The 15,808-nt window shown below is 70.2% G+C and carries 11 protein-coding genes and 1 tRNA gene; 4 read left to right on the forward strand and 8 right to left on the reverse strand.

All coding sequences use genetic code 11. The annotated features are described in order from the left end of the window. Nucleotides 1-9: 9 nt before the first annotated feature. Together DYZ02_RS02795 and DYZ02_RS02800 are read right to left on the reverse strand one after the other, a co-directional pair. Nucleotides 10-1,611, reverse strand: a complete 1,602-nt coding sequence (locus tag DYZ02_RS02795; RefSeq protein WP_115684898.1) for a peptide ABC transporter substrate-binding protein — start codon at nucleotides 1,609-1,611, stop codon at nucleotides 10-12. A 209-nt stretch (nucleotides 1,612-1,820) separates the two neighbouring features. Continuing rightward, nucleotides 1,821-2,159, reverse strand: coding sequence for a DUF2218 domain-containing protein (locus DYZ02_RS02800; RefSeq protein WP_147291470.1), 339 nt, complete (start codon nucleotides 2,157-2,159; stop codon nucleotides 1,821-1,823). Nucleotides 2,160-2,252: 93 nt separating this feature from the next. On the opposite strand from DYZ02_RS02800, the gene DYZ02_RS02805 reads away from it, so the two are divergent. The 3 genes from DYZ02_RS02805 (at nucleotide 2,253) to DYZ02_RS02815 (ending at nucleotide 6,134) form a co-directional block, all read left to right on the forward strand. Then, nucleotides 2,253-3,173, forward strand: coding sequence for a DUF808 domain-containing protein (locus DYZ02_RS02805; protein WP_115684900.1), 921 nt, complete (start codon nucleotides 2,253-2,255; stop codon nucleotides 3,171-3,173). Between the two features lie 11 nt (nucleotides 3,174-3,184). Beyond that, entirely contained in the window at nucleotides 3,185-5,563 is a 2,379-nt protein-coding gene (locus DYZ02_RS02810; protein WP_115684901.1) for an ATP-binding cassette domain-containing protein, read from the forward strand. A gap of 136 nt (nucleotides 5,564-5,699) precedes the next feature. Continuing rightward, a complete protein-coding gene (locus tag DYZ02_RS02815) occupies nucleotides 5,700-6,134 on the forward strand; it encodes a cupin domain-containing protein (protein WP_115684902.1) in 435 nt (144 codons plus the stop codon). A gap of 6 nt (nucleotides 6,135-6,140) precedes the next feature. On the opposite strand, the gene selB is transcribed toward DYZ02_RS02815, so the two are convergent. The 3 genes from selB to DYZ02_RS02830 all read right to left on the reverse strand — a co-directional run bounded on the left by selB (nucleotide 6,141) and on the right by DYZ02_RS02830 (nucleotide 9,291). Next, on the reverse strand, nucleotides 6,141-7,907 hold the full coding sequence (selB, locus tag DYZ02_RS02820) for a selenocysteine-specific translation elongation factor (protein WP_115684903.1): 1,767 nt from the start codon (nucleotides 7,905-7,907) through the stop codon (nucleotides 6,141-6,143). Then, on the reverse strand, nucleotides 7,895-9,172 hold the full coding sequence (selA, locus tag DYZ02_RS02825) for an L-seryl-tRNA(Sec) selenium transferase (protein WP_115684904.1): 1,278 nt from the start codon (nucleotides 9,170-9,172) through the stop codon (nucleotides 7,895-7,897). Before selA ends, selB begins: the two co-directional genes overlap by 13 nt. Nucleotides 9,173-9,196: 24 nt before the next feature. Then, nucleotides 9,197-9,291: transfer RNA gene (locus DYZ02_RS02830), tRNA-Sec, on the reverse strand. 25 nt (nucleotides 9,292-9,316) lie between these two features. Between DYZ02_RS02830 and selD the strand changes: the two genes are divergently transcribed. Further along, complete coding sequence (gene selD, locus DYZ02_RS02835; RefSeq protein WP_115684905.1) at nucleotides 9,317-10,294, forward strand: selenide, water dikinase SelD; 978 nt, start codon at nucleotides 9,317-9,319, stop codon at nucleotides 10,292-10,294. A gap of 100 nt (nucleotides 10,295-10,394) precedes the next feature. On the opposite strand, the gene nrfD is transcribed toward selD, so the two are convergent. From nrfD to fdnG, 3 genes are read right to left on the reverse strand one after another with little or no spacing between them, the layout of a single operon-like run. Beyond that, nucleotides 10,395-11,489, reverse strand: coding sequence for an NrfD/PsrC family molybdoenzyme membrane anchor subunit (gene nrfD / locus DYZ02_RS02840; protein ID WP_115684906.1), 1,095 nt, complete (start codon nucleotides 11,487-11,489; stop codon nucleotides 10,395-10,397). Beyond that, the gene (locus DYZ02_RS02845) at nucleotides 11,490-12,497 is read right to left on the reverse strand and encodes a 4Fe-4S dicluster domain-containing protein (protein WP_115684907.1); all 1,008 of its coding nucleotides are present in this window, start codon (nucleotides 12,495-12,497) and stop codon (nucleotides 11,490-11,492) included. Further along, a complete protein-coding gene (fdnG, locus tag DYZ02_RS02850) occupies nucleotides 12,498-15,767 on the reverse strand; it encodes a formate dehydrogenase-N subunit alpha (protein WP_181896873.1) in 3,270 nt (1,089 codons plus the stop codon). Nucleotides 15,768-15,808: the final 41 nt, after the last annotated feature.

Here is a 15,808-nt window from a genome sequence, read left to right on the forward strand (position 1 = left end):
GTCACGAAGCTACTTCTTCGTGATCTCGTGGTATACCGGCATCGACTTCCAGGAGAAGGAGACGTTGTCCACGTTCTCCGAGGAGCCGCCGGTGACGTTCGAGTACCACAGCGGGATCGCCGGGAGGTCCTTGAGCAGGATCTCCTGCGCCTGGTTGTACTTCGGGGTGGCTTCCTCAACGCTCTTCGCGCCAGCCGCCTCCTTGACCAGGGCGTCGAACTCCGGGTTCGAGTAGTCACCGTCGTTGGCGCTGGCGCCCGTGGTGTAGAGCGGGACGAGGAAGTTGCCCAGCAGCGGGAAGTCGCCCTGCCAGCCGGTGCGGAATGCTCCCTTGATCGTGCGGTTGGTCACGTCGTCGCGAAGCGACTTGAAGTCCGGGTATGCGTTGCCCACCGCGTCGATGCCGAGGGTGTTGCGGATGGAGTTGGCCACCGCATCGGCCCAGGCCTGGTGGCCGCCGTCGGCGTTGTAGGAGATGGAGAACTGGCCGGTGAACGGGGAGATGGCGTCGGCCTCGGCCCAGAGGCGCTTGGCCTCCTCCGGGTTGTACTCCAGCACCTCGGCGCCGGCGAGGCTGTCCGAGTGGCCCGGGATGACCGGGGAGGTGAAGTCGGTGGCCGGGGTGCGGGTGCCCTGGAAGATCGTGTCGGTGATCTGCTTGCGGTCGATCGCCCGCGAGATCGCCTGGCGGCGCAGCGCGCCCTCCTCGCCGGAGAAGTGCTCCAGCTTCTCGGGGATGGTGAAGGACTGGAACACCGCCGCCGGCTGGTTCACCGCGCGGTCGCCAAGCTCGTCCTGGAAGGTGGAGAAGGCGGAGTCGGGCACGGTGTCGAGCACGTCGAGGTTGCCGGCCAAAAGATCGGCGTAGGCGGCGTCGTTCTGCGCGTAGAAGACGAAGTTGATGCCGTCGTTCTGGGGCTTGCGCTCGCCGTTGTACTCATCGTTGACGACGATGGTCGCGTCCTGGTTGTGGTTCCACTTTTCCAGCTTGTACGGGCCGTTGCTCACGGGCTTTTCGCCGTAGGCCGCGAAGTCGTCGTAGGCGGAGGGGTGCAGCGGGAAGAAGGCGGAGTAGCCGAGCTGCTCGGGGAAGTCTGCCTCCGGCTGCGCGAGCTCGATGGTGAAGGTGGTGTCGTCGACGACCTTCAGGCCCTCCATCGACTCCTTGCCCTCCTCGAAGCCCAGGATCGGCGCGTAGAAGGAGGCGGACAGGAGGGCTTCCTTCATGGTGTAGTTCCAGGCGTTGACGAAGTCCTCCGCCTTCACCTGGGTACCGTCGGCCCACTTCGCGTCCTCGCGCAGGGTGACCTTGTAGGTCTTGTCGCCCTCGAGGTCAATGGACTTGGCGAGGTCGTTGTGGGCCTTGCCCTCAGCGTCGTAGTACTTCAGGCCGGCGTAGATCTCGTCGATGATGCGCCCACCGCCGTTCTCGTTGGTGTCGCCCGGGATCAGCGGGTTCTGTGGCTCGACACCGTAGGCCACGACGTAGTTGTCGCCGCCGGAGCTGCCGGAGCTGCCGCTGGCGCCTTCGGATCCGGAATCACCACATGCCGCGAGCCCCAGGACCAGGCCACTCGCCGCGAATACCGCTGCCGCCTTCTTAACGTGCACAGCGCCTCCTTTGATAGTAGGGCGTTAGTTGAATCGAAAAAACGGCCCTCAAGTGCGATGTGCCACACCCGGCGCGTTTCCCCCTATTCCACCACAAGAGACTGGCTCTGTTGCAACTTTCTGTTAACTTTCTGGCCCCCGACTGTTCTTCCTGTGGGGATGATGTGGAAAACGGGGGTGGCAAGCCACCCCCGTTGCGCCGCCAACCCTCACACCGCCCGGCGGTTGCGCACCCACTCCAGCTGCGCGGGCTCCTCCGTCTCCTGCGGGGCAGAGGCGGAGAGCCCGGATTCGACGAGCTCCTCGAGCGCCTCGATCTCCTGCGCCGGGGCTTCGAGGCTGAGCATCAGCACTCCCTCGCCGCACAGCAGGTCGCAGGTCCCCTCCGCCTCTCCCCCGGCGCCGCGGCGGAAAACGACGTGCCCACGCCGGTGGTCCGGGTCCCACTCGGCTTCGACGGGGCGGGAAAAGTACGCCGTGAGAGCGCGGGCGCGCCGCGCGGGTTCGGGCGCCCTCACCCGCGCCGTGGAGGTGACAAGCTCGATCATGCCCACACCCTATACGCGGGCTAGAGTGGTTTCTGTTTTCCTGCCCGCACACGCCCCGCAACCGCGGGGCCACCCGAGGAAAGGGGTCCCGCCATGGCCGGTGGCCTGCTCGCCCTGCTTGACGACGTCGCACTCATCGCCCGGACCGCCGCGGCGTCCGTGGACGACGTCGCCGGCATGACCGCCAAGACGTCCACCAAGGCCGCCGGCGTGGTCATCGACGACGCCGCGGTCACCCCGCAGTACGTCGCCGACGTCACCCCGGCGCGCGAGCTGCCGATGATCTGGCGCATCACCAAGGGCTCGCTGCGCAACAAGCTGCTCATCATCCTTCCGATCGCACTCGTGCTCAACGCGGTGGCCCCGTGGGCGCTCGTGCCCATCCTCATGGTGGGCGGCGCCTACCTGTGCTTCGAGGGCGCCGAGAAGATCGCCCACAAGTTCTCCTCCTCGGGCCACGAGGAGGAGAAGCGCGCCGTGAACAAGACCCCGCAGGACGAGGACTCCCTGGTCAAGGGCGCGATCACCACCGATCTGATCCTCTCCGCCGAGATCATGATCATCTCGCTCGACGAGGTCAAGGACCAGAGCGTGTTCATGGAGGCGGCCGTCCTCATCGCGGTGGGCATCTTCATCACCGTCGCGGTCTACGGCGCGGTCGCCCTGCTGGTCAAGATCGACGACATCGGCCACGGCATGATCCGCCGCGGCCACACCCCCCGGCTGGGGCGCGGCCTGGTCAAGGGCATGCCCTACGTGCTGTCCACCATCGGCGTGGTGGGCACCGTGGCCATGCTCTGGGTCGGCGGCCACCTCATCGTCCGCGGCCTGCACGAGGTCTTCGGCTGGCACTGGCCGCACGACCTCATCGAGCACGGCGTCGAGGCCGTCGGCGGCGGCGCGGCCGGGTGGTTCGTCGATACCGGCCTCTCCCTCGTCGCCGGTCTCATCGTCGGCTTCCTCGTGCTCGGCGCCGTCTCCCTGGCGAAGAAGGCCGTCCCGGCGAAAGCGTAAGCTCGGGATGCGTGACGCATACACATAACGCCTCCCCGTCCGCCCCGGCCCCGCAGGGCGGCCACGACTGCATCGTCGTCACCGGCGCGAACGAGAACAACCTGCGCAACGTCTCGCTGCGCATCCCCAAGCGCCGCCTCACCGTCTTCGCCGGCCTCTCCGGCTCCGGCAAGTCCTCGCTCGTGTTCAGCACCATCGCGGCGGAGTCGCGCCGGCTGATCAACGAGACGTACTCCTCCTTCGTCCAGGGGTTCATGCCCTCGATGGCCAGACCTGACGTCGACAAGCTCGAAGGCGTCACCGCCGCCATCGTCGTGGACCAGGAGCAGCTCGGCGCGAACGTGCGCTCCACCGTCGGCACCGCCACCGACGTCACCGCGATGCTGCGGGTGCTCTTCTCCCGCATCGCCGAGCCCAACGCCGGCGGCCCCGGCGCGTACTCCTTCAACGTCCCCAGCGTCTCGGGCGGCGGGGTGCTCACCGACGCGCGCGGCACCAAGAAGGTACTCAAGAACTACAAGCGCACCGGCGGCATGTGCCCGACCTGCGAGGGAACGGGGCGGGCCTCGACCTTCGACGTCGCCGAGGTCGTCGACACGAGCCTCTCGCTCAACGACGGCGCCATCCGCGTCCCCGGCTACAAGCCCGGGTCCTGGCAGCTGCGCCACTACGCAGACTCCGGGTTCTTCCCCGCCGACCTCCCGCTGGCGGAGTTCTCCGACGACCAGCTGCACCTGCTGCTGTGGGCCGAGCCGCGGAAGGTGGACTACCTCGGATTCAATACCACCTACGAGGGGCTCATCCCGAAGCTCAGCAAGTCCGTGCTGTCCAAGGAAAAGGAGGGGCTGCAGAAGGCCATGCGCGAGTTCGTCGACCGCGCCGTCACCTCCGGGCCCTGCCCCGCCTGCGGAGGCACCCGACTCGCGCCGCACGCCCTGGAATCGCGCGTGGGCGGAAAGAACATCGCCGAGCTGTGCGCCATGGAGGTCGCCGAGCTCGACGAGTGGATGGCCGGGGTGGACGAACCCACGGTCGCCCCGCTCGTCGCCGCGATCCGCGAGACCCTGGCCAACTTCACCACCATCGGGCTGGGCTACATCACCCTCGACCGCCCGTCCTCCACCCTCTCCGGCGGCGAGGCCCAGCGCATCAAGATGATCCGCCACCTCGGCTCTCCGCTCACCGACGTCACCTACGTCTTCGACGAGCCGAGCGCCGGCCTGCACCCGGACGACATCGAGCGCATGAACTCGCTGCTGCTCGCCCTGCGCGACAAGGGCAACACCGTGCTCGTGGTCGAGCACCGCCCCCAGGCCATCGAGGTCGCCGACCACGTCGTCGAGCTCGGGCCCGGCGCGGGCACGGCCGGCGGCGAGATCGTGTTCGAGGGCACCGTCGCCGAGCTCAAGGAGGCTGGCACCGCCACCGGCCGCCACCTGCACGACCGCTACGAGCTCAAACCGGACTCCGAGTGCCGCGCGGGTGAGGGGGCGATCGAGATCCGGGGCGCCAGCGGCAACAACCTCGCCGGGGTGGACGTAGACATCCCCCGCCGGGCGCTCACCGTGATCACCGGCGTCGCCGGCTCCGGCAAATCCTCCCTCGTGCAGGCCCTCCCCCTCGACGAGAACACCGTGTGGGTCGACCAGTCCCCCATCGCCGGGTCGCGCCGCTCCAACCCCGCCACCTACACCGGGGCCCTCGACCCGATCCGCAAGGCCTTCGCCAAGGAAAACGGCGTCAAGCCGGCCCTGTTCTCCGCCAACTCCGAGGGCGCCTGCGCAAATTGCAAGGGCGCGGGCGTGGTGTACGTGGACCTGGGGCTCATGCAGGGCGTCGACGTACCTTGCGAGGTGTGCGAGGGCAGGCGCTTCGACCAGGCGGTGCTCGAGCACACCTTCGGCGGCAGGAACATCGCCGAGGTGCTCGACATGCCGGCCGCGGAGGCCACGGCCTTCTTCGCCGCCAAGGAGCACCGGGTCCCGGCGGCGGCGCGGATCAGCGGCTACCTCGTCGACGTCGGGCTGGGCTACATCCGCCTCGGTCAGCCCCTGACCACCCTGTCCGGCGGCGAGCGCCAGCGGCTCAAGCTGGCCAGCCACCTCAACGACAAGGCGACGCTCTACGTCCTCGACGAACCGACGAACGGCCTGCACGTCGCCGACGCGGGCGTGCTGGTCGCCCTGTTCGAGCGCCTCGTGGACAAGGGCGCCACGGTGGTCGTGGTCGAACACAACCCGGCCGTCATCGCGCGGGCCGACCACATCGTCGACCTCGGCCCCGGCGCGGGCTCGGCCGGCGGGCGCGTCGTGTCCGAGGGCACACCCGAGCAGGTCGCCGCCGACCCGGGCTCTCTCACCGGCACCTACCTGCGAGAGTTCTCGGCCTAGGCAGCCTGCGGGAGCGGTGTCCGGGGTCATAGACCGCCCCAGGGGCGTCGAGAATCACTAGTGTGGGAGGTGTACCGGACACGTCCCGCGGTCACCGCCGCGGGATGCCACATGTGCACGAAGTTAAGGAGCAGATATGTCTGACGTACTGCGCACCGACCACGGGCCCGCCCCCTTCGCCACGGACATCGAGAAGGCGACGGTGGACAACGAGGCCTTCCGCGACACCCTCTGGACGGGCAAGAACCTCCAGCTCACCGTCATGTCCATCCCGCCGGGAGGGGAGATCGGAGCCGAGATCCACGACGGACACGACCAGTTCCTCCGCCTGGAGCAGGGCAAGCTCCACGCGATGATCGGCACCAGCGAGACGGACCTCGAGCTCGACCAGATCGTCGAGGACGACGACGCCATTTTCGTCCCCGCCGGCAAGTGGCACAACTTCGTCAACGAGGGCGAGGAGACGGCGAAGCTGTACTCCATCTACGCCCCGCCGGAGCACAAGCCCGGCACCTACCACGAGACGAAGGCGGACGCCGACGCCGACGAGCAGGAGACCGACGGGGTCTAAGCCCCGCTATGCCAGAACGCGCGCCGTGCCCTCGACCCGGCGGGTGACCCCGCGGGCGTCGAGAAGCTCAAGCAGGGGAATCGCCACGCGCCGCGTCGTGCCCCACGCCCGGCGTGCCTCGGAGGCGGTGAAGGGCTGCGGCAGCCCGGCCAGGCGCGCGGCGGCCTCGCGAGGGGCGCCGGGCAGCAGCACGATGTCGCGCGCCGCACCCAGCCGGATGAGCCGCCCGGCGCGCTCCGCCGCAGCCAGCTCCTTCGCGCCGAGGCCCCACCTTTCGAGGTCGCGGGCCTCCGGGGCGCGGAACGGCTCGGCCTCGAGTCGCCTCTCCAGCTCCCGCACCCCGGCCTCCGCCGCGCCCAGGTCCTGCGCCCTCCCCCGGGTGATCACGCCGTCGGCAACGGTCAACTTCGCCGCGGCCGCCGCCAGGGAAATCAGCTTGGGGTCGGGAAGGCGCAGCTTATCGACGCCCGCCCCCACGCTCAACCCCGCCGCCAGCGGCTCGGCCCGCTCGTGTTCCTCCACGGCGGCGGCGAGCTGCTCCTTCCACCGCATCACCTGCGCGGCGCGGATCCAGTACCCGGCGAAGGCGATCGACCCCTCGGGCGGGGTGCCCCCCACCTCAAAGCCGAGTCGGCGCAGGTCGTCCGGGCGGGCGGCGACGCGCCGCTCGATCTCGCGGTCGAGGTCGGGCAGGTGCCCCAGCTCGGCCGAGCGGCGGGTGCCGTCGCCGCGGCGGTCCAGGGCGGGCGGGTCGGCGTCGACGACCGTGACGCCGGCCAGGATGTGCTGGGCCCCCGACCCGCGCAGCACGATGGCGTCGCCGAGGGTGAGCGGCAGCTCGCGCGCCAGGACCAGGCGGGCGTGCTCCGGGCCGAAGTGGCGCACCTTGGCGGGCACCCCGGCGGTGCCGACGTGGGCGACGACCTCGTGGGGGATGTCGGCCAGGCTGGTGCCGGTGGCCCGGCGGACGTCGACAAGCGAGGTGGCGTGCCACGCCCCCGGGGTGACAAGGGCTGTGCCGCGGCCGAGACGCTCGGCGGGCACGCCGCGCAGGTTGAGGGCGGCGCGCATGGCGGGCACGGCCGCGTCGACGGGCGCGTCCTCGGAGTGGACGCCGCGCACGGTGGCCTCCTCGCCGTCGAAGGCGAGGGTGTCGCCCGGGCGGATCGACCCCGCGGCAAGGGTTCCGGTGACCACGGTGCCGGCGCCCCTGACGGTGAAGGACCTGTCGACCCAGAAGCGCACGCGCGCCCGATCGTCGGGCGCGGGGGCGATGCGAAGCACGCGCGCCAGCTCCGCGCGCAGGGCGTCGAGTCCCTCCCCCGTTTTGGCGGAGACCTCCACGACCGGCCAGCAGGCCAGGCGCGTGCCGGCGAGGCGGGAGGTAAGATCGGCACGGACCTCGGCGCGCCTGGCCGCGTCCGCGTTGTCCGCCCTGGTCAGCGCGACGACACCGGTGGCGATGCCGAAGGCGTCGATCGCATCGCGGTGGTCGGTGGACTGCTGCATCCAGCCCTCGTCCGCCGCGACCACGAGCATGACCGCGGGCGCGGGGCCGACACCGGCGAGCATGTTGGCGATGAAGCGCTCGTGGCCCGGCACGTCCACGAACGCCACGTCTTCGCCCCCGATGTCGGCCCAGACGAAGCCGAGGTCGATGGTCAGGCCGCGCTCGCGCTCCTCCTCCCAGCGGTCCGGTTCCATCCCCGTCATGGCCCTGACCAGGGTGGACTTGCCGTGGTCGACGTGGCCGGCGGTGGCTACGACATGCATTCTTCGACCCTCGCGGCAATCGTCTCGTCCTCGGCGGGCGGCACGCAGCGCAGGTCCAGCAGCAGGCGCCCCTCGTGGACCCGGCCGATGACGGCGGGCGAGCCCGCCCGCAGCGGGGCCGCGAGCCGCTCCGGCAGCTCCACCGCCCAGCCGGGCAGCGGGTGGCCGGGCGCTCCCCCGCCACCGACGCGGCCGTCGTGGGCGACGACGCGCCCGCCGACCCGGCGCGCGAGCTCCTCGGCGCGCCGCCTCAGCTCTTCCGGGTCGGCGTGCAAGTAGTCGCTCGTCGGGGTGGAGCGCTCCCGCACGCTCGCCTCGAGCGCGGCGAGGCGCAGCTTGTCAATGCGCACCGCGCGCGCCAGCGGGTGCTTCTTCAGCTTCTCGACGGCCCACCGCCTGCCCAGGATCACCCCCGCCTGCGGCCCGCCGAGCAGCTTGTCACCCGAAAACAGCACGATGTCCGCTCCCTGCTTCAGCGCCGTCGCGGCGTCTGGCTCGTCGGGCAGCGCCGGGTCGGGTCGCAGCAGGCCGGAGCCTGTGTCGACGACGAGCGCGAGCCCATGCTCGTCCGCCACCGCGCGCAGCTGCTCCACGCCCGCCTCGGCGGTGAAACCGTGGATCCTGTAATTCGAGGGGTGCACCTTGAGAATCGCCGCCGCACCGGGCGCGGCCGCGGCGTAGTCGTGGGGGTGCGTCCGGTTCGTCGCCCCGACCTCCACGAGCTCCACGTGCGCCGACTCGATGAGCTCCGGCAGGCGGAAACCCGCGCCGATCTCGATGAGCTCACCGCGCGAGATCACCACCTTCGACCCCTCCGCCAGTGCGGCGCAGGCGAGCAGCAGCGCCGCGGCCCCGTTGTTCACCACCAACGCGTCCTCCGCCGCCGGGCACGCCGCGAGCAGCGCCGCGGCGGCCTCCGCGCCCCGCATGCGCGAGCGAAGACCCGTGCCCAGGTCCATCTCCACGTCCACGTACCCGGCCGCGTTCACCATCGCGTCGACGGCCTCGGCGGACAGCGGCGCGCGGCCCACGTTCGTGTGCACGACCACCCCGGTCGCGTTGAGGACCCTGGTCAGCCCCGACACCGGCCCGCCGGCGCGCTCGAGGAACAGCGGCTCCACGTCGCGCGGGGCGATCTCGCCGCGCCGCGCCGCCCCCTGCAGCTCGGCAGCCAGGGCCTTGAGGGCGGGCTGGGAGAGCCGTGGGGCGTCGATAAGCGACAAAAGCGCGTCCGTGCGGGGGATGCTGCGGCGGGGATCGCTCACCGTGGGCCTCCTTGGAAAATCTTGTGGCGGAGACGGACAGGAATCGAACCTGCCAGACCGAGATACTCGGCCTCACCAGTTTTGAAGACTGGGGCGCCCACCAGGACACGTACGCCTCCGCCGCGCAACGTTACCATGAGACACATGGACACCATTAAGCTCACCGAGTACGCTTCCGGCGGCGGCTGCGCCTGCAAGATCCCGCCCGGGGAGCTCGAAGACGCAGTTCAGGGCCTCGTCGGCTTTTCCGACCCCAACGTCATCGTCGGCCTCGACGACGGCGACGACGCCTCCGCCATCCGCGTGCGCGACGACCTCGCTGTCATCTCCACCGCGGACTTCTTCACCCCCGTGGTCAACGACGCCTACACCTGGGGCAAGATCGCCGCGGTCAACGCACTTTCCGACGTCTACGCCATGGGCGGCACCCCCATCACCGCCATCAACCTCCTCGGCTGGCCCCGCGACGTCCTTCCCGCAGAGCTCATCCGCGAGGTCCTGCGCGGCGGCCTCGACGCCGCCACCGAGGCGGGCATCACCGTCACCGGCGGGCACTCCATCACCGCCCCCGAGCCGATCTACGGCATGGCCGCCACCGGCACCGCCGACCCCGCGCGCCTCATGCGCAACGACGCCGCCGAGCCCGGCCTTCCCATCACCCTGACCAAACCCATCGGCTCCGGCCTGCTGAACAACCGGCACAAGGCCACCGGCGAGGTCTTCGCGGAGGCGGTGTCCGTGATGACCACCCTGAACAGGGACGCCTCGCGCGCCGCCGTCGCCGCCGGGGTCACAGCCGCCACCGACGTCACCGGCTTCGGCCTCCTCGGGCACCTCTACAAGATGGCGCGGGCCTCCGGCATCGACGCGGTCATCGACCACGCGGCCGTTCCGCTCATCGACGGCGCACTCGACGCCCTGCGCGACGGGTTCGTCTCCGGCGGCACCCGGCGCAACCTCGACTGGGTGCGCCCGCACCTCGACTCCACCCTCGACGAGGAGACGCTGCTTATGCTTGCCGACGCCCAAACCTCCGGCGGTCTCCTCGTTGTGGGCGAGATCCCCGGCCACCCCGTCATCGGCGAGACCGTCGCCGGCTCCGGCCGCGTGCGCGTGGTGTAGCCCCCGCGCGCGTGGAAGACCTCAGCGCTGTCCGTGCCGCACAACACCAAATCGATCTGGGCGGAAAATCACTGAGGTCTTGACACGACGCCATAGAGCGCTAGTTCGCCGTGGTGATCGAGTCGCCCACCTCGCCGGCGGCGACGCGGCGAGCGAGGCGCTCCCGCTGGGGCTCGACGACGTACTTCGGGTCCGCCACGGACTGCTTGCCCGCGGCCATGATGCCGAAGCGAGTCAGGCAGGACCCCGCCATGAGCGCAGCCCCCGCAACGGTGCCGGCGACGCGGCGACGGCCAGCCAGCGCGGCGAGGACTCCCCCTCCGATGACGAGCGCTTCGGCGGCGCGCAGGTGCTTTCCTGCCTTGCCGGTCTCGAAGGCTTCGCGCATGACGTCGCCGACGCCGTCCTTCAGCGCGTGCATGGCTGTGACGTCTCCGACCGCTCCGGCGACCGCCAGGGCGCGGGCCGGGCTGCTGTTGCGGGAGGACGTCGTGACCAGGCCCGCTCCGCCCGCGGCGCAGGACGCGGAGGAGACGAACAGCGGCGCGAGGTAGTTCCGGGCACCCTGCCAGGCGGGCACGGATGTGTCGCCGAGCAGGACGGCGGTGTAGGCGGCCAGCGGCGAGCCGAGCAGGCCCGCGCCGAGGCCGGCAGGGGTGGCGGCGAAGGCCAGAAGGTCGCGCACCGCCCCGGGCAGGGGCAGCCGCCGACCCGTAAGCTCGTCGATTTCGCTGGCCGCGGGGACGGCGGCGAGGCCGGAAAATCCGCCGAGGATCCAGGCGCCTACGTTCATCGGGGAGGACAGCTTGAACACGCGGAACATGTTGAGCAGCCGCTCGGGCCGACCCAGGTCGGCGACGAGAAACGCCGAACCGACCGAGGCGGCACCGAAAGCGGTCAGCCGCGCGTTGCGCGCCAGCTCCGCGTTCCCTGTCAGCTGCGCCCCCGCGCCCAGCAGGGAGGAACCCCCGGCCAGCCCACCGAGGAAGAGGTAGCCGGCGATCGGCCACTCCCAGGGCGGGAACTTCACAATGGGCGTGCCGTAGTAGGAGTCGAAGCTGTCGGGGCGCTCGATCTCGACCTCCGGCACCATGAGCTCCTCGCCGCGGCGGCGCTTGCCTCCCCTGCCCCCGCGGCGGCGCCGGCGGGGCTCCTCGGGCGGGCGGAACTGGTCAAACTCGTCGGGTCCAGCCATCTAGGCGCGTCCTCCAATCACGAATGCTGCGGCCACGGCGCCGACCATCCCGGCGGCGGCGACGACGGCGCGCTTAGCCATGTCCGGCAGGTTGGCCGTGGGGACCTCGGGGTCGGGTGGGAGCCCGTAGACCTCGGGGGCGTCGAGAAGCAGGAAAATGGAGCCCGTGCCGCCGACGCCGTCGTCGGGGTTGGCGCCGTAGAGGCGGGCCTCCGTCATGCCCTGGGCGTGGAGCTCGGCAACGCGCTGCTTCGCCGTTTCGAGCATCTCGGCGTGCGTGCCGTACTTGATCGACTGCGTCGGGCAGGTCTTCGCGCACGCGGGGCCCTCGCCGACGGCCTGGCGGTCGAAGCACATCGTGCACTTCTGCGCCACGCCGATGTTCTTGATCGGCGCCTTTTCGCCGGGGGTGAAGTCCTGCCCGGCGCGCGCGTTGCGCTTCTCGACGCCCCCGTCCGAGCGCCGCTCAATCACCCCGAACGGGCAGCCGGCAACGCAGGTGCCGCAGCCGTTGCACACGTCGTCCTGGACGACGACGGTGCCGTGCTCGGTGCGGAACAGCGCGCCGGTCGGGCAGACGTCGAGGCAGCCCGCGTTGGTGCAGTGCTTGCACACGTCGGAGGACATGAGCCAGCGGAAGTCGGGCGTGTCCGGCGGGGTGATGGACTCGGGCGTCGGCACGGCCTCGCGCACCTCGGCCGGGCCCATCCCGGGCATGCCGAGGGAGATCAGCTTCGCGCCCTCCTGCCGGGCGCGCTCGATGCGCTCCCCGGACTGCTCGACAAAGGCGACGTGGCGCCACGTGTCCGCGCCGAGGGAGCCGGTGTTGTCGTAGGAATTGCCGGACAGAGCGTAGCCGTCGTCCGGGTTGCGGTTCCACTCCTTGCAGGCCACCTCGCAGGCCTTGCAGCCGATGCAGATGGATGTGTCGGTGAAAAACGACATGCGCTCGGCCGGGTCGTAGCCGACGTGCGACGGCGACTCCGTCACGGCGTTCTTCGTCTGCATTTAGCCCTCCTTCTCCGCCATGTTGCGCTTGGTCGAGTCCTTCGCGGCGGCGCCCGAGTCGCCCAGCTGGGCGTCGACGACGCGCTTCTCGGTGGCGTCGATAAGCATCGTGCCCGTGTCCTCGGTCAGGCCGGCGCGGCGCTGGTACTCGCGCACCAGCTCGTCGCGCGCGGAGCCCCGCGGGCGGCGGCCCGGCCGGATGTCCACGGCGGAGACTTTCGACGCCTGAATGTTGACGTTCGGGTCCAGCATGATGCCCAGCAGGTCGTTCGGGCTGTCACCGCTGACCTCGGCGTAGTTGCCCTTGCCGTAGTGGAAGGGCATGCCGATCTGCTGGAACTCCTGGCCGTCGACGATGAGCGTCTTGACGCGCTCTGTCACCAGCACTCGGGCCTCGATGGCGCTGCGCGGCGAGATGATCGTCGCCCACCCGCCGTTTTCCAGGCCCAGCTCGGCAGCCAGCTTGTGCGAGACCTCGCAGAACAGCTCCGGCTGCAGCTCCGCGAGGAACGGCAGCGTGCGAGTCATCGCGCCGGAGGTGTACATCTCGGTCAGGCGGTAGGTGTTGAGCATGTACGGGTACACGCCCACGCCCTTCTCGCCGTGGTTCGGGGCCGAGAGGTTGTTCGGCCCCTTCATCACGATGCGCGAGGGCGACTGCTGCTGCTCGTAGAGCGGGTTCGGGAAGGGCGACTCCTGCGGCTCGTAGTGCGTCGGCATCGGGCCGTCGACCATGCCGCGCGGGGCGAAGAGCCAGGCCTTGCCGTCGGACTGCATGATGAACGCGTCGTCGCCCGCGAGCGCCGCCGGGCCCACCGCGTCGCGCGGCGGCGTGAAGCCGGGCTCGCGGTCGGCCGGGAAGTCCACGACGTCGTCGGAGACCCACTTGTGCTGCTCCGCGTCCCACCAGACGAGCTTCTTGCGCTCCGACCACGGCCTGCCCTTCGTGTCCGCGGAGGCGCGGTTGTACAGAACGCGGCGGTTCGCCGGCCAGGCAAAGCCCCAGTCCAGCGCCATCGCGTTCTGCTGCTGGCCCGGCCGCTTGTTCGCGGAGCGGTTCACGCCACCCGCGAAAACACCCGAGTAGATCCAGCAGCCGCTGGCGGTGGTGCCGTCGGCCCTGAGGTCGCGGAAGCCGTCGAGAAGCTCGCCCTTGCGCGGGCCGTCGAGGTAGTAGCCGTTGATCTCGCGCAGGACCGACTCGGGGTCGATCTCGCCCCCGGCGTCGACCTCGTAGTCCCAGGTGATCGCCTTCAGCGGCAGGTCGCGCGGGTCGGTCGAGTTCTTCACCCGGTCCTTGATGCGCAGGCCGAGCTCGTAGAAGAACTGGAGGTCCGAGTCGGCGTCGCCGGGCGGGTTCTTCGCCTTGAAGCGCCACTGGAGGATGCGGGAGGTCTGGGTGAACGTGCCCGCCTTCTCCACGTGGTTCGCCGCAGGGAAGAGGAAGACCTCGGTGTCGATCTCCTCGGTGACCAGGTCGCCGGAGGCCACCTCGGGCGAGTCCTTCCAGAACGTCGCCGTCTCGATCGCCTGGAAGTCGCGCACCACGAGCCACTTCAGCTTGGACAGGCCCATGCGCTGCATGCGCCCGTTGGACTGGGCCACGGCGGGGTTCTGGCCGAAGACGAAGTAGCCGTCCACGCCGCCGGCGTTCATCAGCTGGAGCGTGTGGTACGTCGAGTGCGCGCCGGTCAGGCGTGGCATGAGGTCCATGCCCCAGTTGTTCTCGGCGGTGGCGTTCTCGCCCCAGTAGGTCTTCATCAGGCTCACCGCGTAGGCGTCGCCGAGCTGCCAGAAGCCCTTCTGGTCCGCCTTGCCGGTGGCGTCGCGGTACTGCTCCCACGTCTGCATCTCCACCTGCGGCATGGGCAGGTAGCCGGGCAGGATGTGGAACAGCGTGGGCACGTCCGTTGAGCCCTGGATGGAGGCGTGGCCTCGCAGCGCCATGATGCCCGAGCCGGGGCGGCCGACGTTGCCCATGAGCAGCTGCAGGATCGCGCAGGTGCGGATGAACTGGGCGCCGAGGGTGTGCTGGGTCCAGCCGAGGGCGTAGGCGAAGCACGTGGTCCGCTCGCGCCCGGAGTTCTGCACGATCGAGTCGGCCAGGTAGTCGAAGTCGGCGCGCGAGATGCCGCAGGCCTCCTCGACCACCTCGGGCGTGTAGCGCGAGTAGTGGCGCTTGAGAATCTGCAGTACGCAGTTCGGGTCCGTGAGGGTCTCGTCCTTGCGCACGTTCCAGCTCGCCTGGGCGTCTTCCTCCATCGCGTACTGCCACGAGGCGTTGTCGTACTTGCCCGTCTCCGGGTCGTAGCCGGAGAAGATGCCGCCGAGGTCCTCCGTGTCGCGGAAATCCTCGCTGATGATCGTCGACGCGTTGGTGAAGGCGCGAACGTACTCCTCGAAGTACAGCTCGTTGCTCAGCACGTGGTTGATCAGCGCGCCGAGCAGTATGATGTCCGAGCCGCCGCGGATGGGCACGTGTTTGTGCGCCACGGCGGAGGTGCGGGTGAAGCGTGGGTCAACGTGGATGATGCGCGCGCCGCGCGCTTTGGCCTCCATGACCCACTGGAAGCCCACCGGGTGCGCCTCCGCCATGTTCGAGCCCTGGATGACGATGCAGTCCGCATTCGCCATGTCCTGCAGCGGCTGGGTTGCGCCGCCGCGTCCAAACGAGGATCCCAAACTGGGAACCGTGGACGAGTGTCATATGCGGGCCTGGTTCTCGAGCTGAATCGCGCCAGCGGCGGTGAACAGCTTCTTGATCAGGTAGTTTTCCTCGTTGTCCATCGCCGCGCCGCCGAGGCCGGCGATGCCCATGGTGCGGCGCACCGGGCGGCCCTGATCGTCGGTGTCCTGCCAGCCGTTGCGGCGCGCCTCCATGAAGCGGTCGGCCACCATGTCCAGCGCCCTGTCGCGGTCGAGCCGCTGCCACTCGGTCGAACGCGGCGCGCGGTAGAGGATCTCGGTCACGCGGTTGGTCGCGTTGACCAGCTGCTCGGACGCGGCACCCTTCGGGCAGAGGCGCCCGCGGGAGTGCGGGGAGTCGGGGTCGCCCTCGATCTGGATGACCCGGTCGTCCTTGACGTACACGTTTTGCCCGCAGCCGACGGCACAGTAGGGGCAGACGCTCTTGACCACGCGGTCCGCCTCCACGATGCGCCCCTGCATGGTCGCGCTCTTGCGGGATTCGGTGCTGCGCCCGCGCGCGAAGGCGTCGCCGTCGCGCAGCTGGCGCACCACCGGCCAGTTCAGGGGGCTTATCCGAGACATAGCTCTCACCCTATCCCATCGCCCGGCGCCCCGCGCGAAGG

This window comes from Corynebacterium senegalense (genome assembly GCF_900411315.1).
In the GTDB taxonomy this organism is placed as follows: domain Bacteria; phylum Actinomycetota; class Actinomycetes; order Mycobacteriales; family Mycobacteriaceae; genus Corynebacterium; species Corynebacterium senegalense.

What these genes read in the sequence shown, in the direction of transcription:
- DYZ02_RS02815 (WP_115684902.1), top strand. Translation starts at nt 5,700, where the DNA reads ATGTCTGACGTACTGCGCACCGACCACGGGCCCGCCCCCTTCGCCACG.
- nrfD (WP_115684906.1), bottom strand. Translation starts at nt 11,489, where the DNA reads ATGGCTGGACCCGACGAGTTTGACCAGTTCCGCCCGCCCGAGGAGCCC.
- selD (WP_115684905.1), top strand. Translation starts at nt 9,317, where the DNA reads ATGGACACCATTAAGCTCACCGAGTACGCTTCCGGCGGCGGCTGCGCC.
- selB (WP_115684903.1), bottom strand. Translation starts at nt 7,907, where the DNA reads ATGCATGTCGTAGCCACCGCCGGCCACGTCGACCACGGCAAGTCCACC.
- DYZ02_RS02845 (WP_115684907.1), bottom strand. Translation starts at nt 12,497, where the DNA reads ATGCAGACGAAGAACGCCGTGACGGAGTCGCCGTCGCACGTCGGCTAC.
- DYZ02_RS02800 (WP_147291470.1), bottom strand. Translation starts at nt 2,159, where the DNA reads ATGATCGAGCTTGTCACCTCCACGGCGCGGGTGAGGGCGCCCGAACCC.
- DYZ02_RS02805 (WP_115684900.1), top strand. Translation starts at nt 2,253, where the DNA reads ATGGCCGGTGGCCTGCTCGCCCTGCTTGACGACGTCGCACTCATCGCC.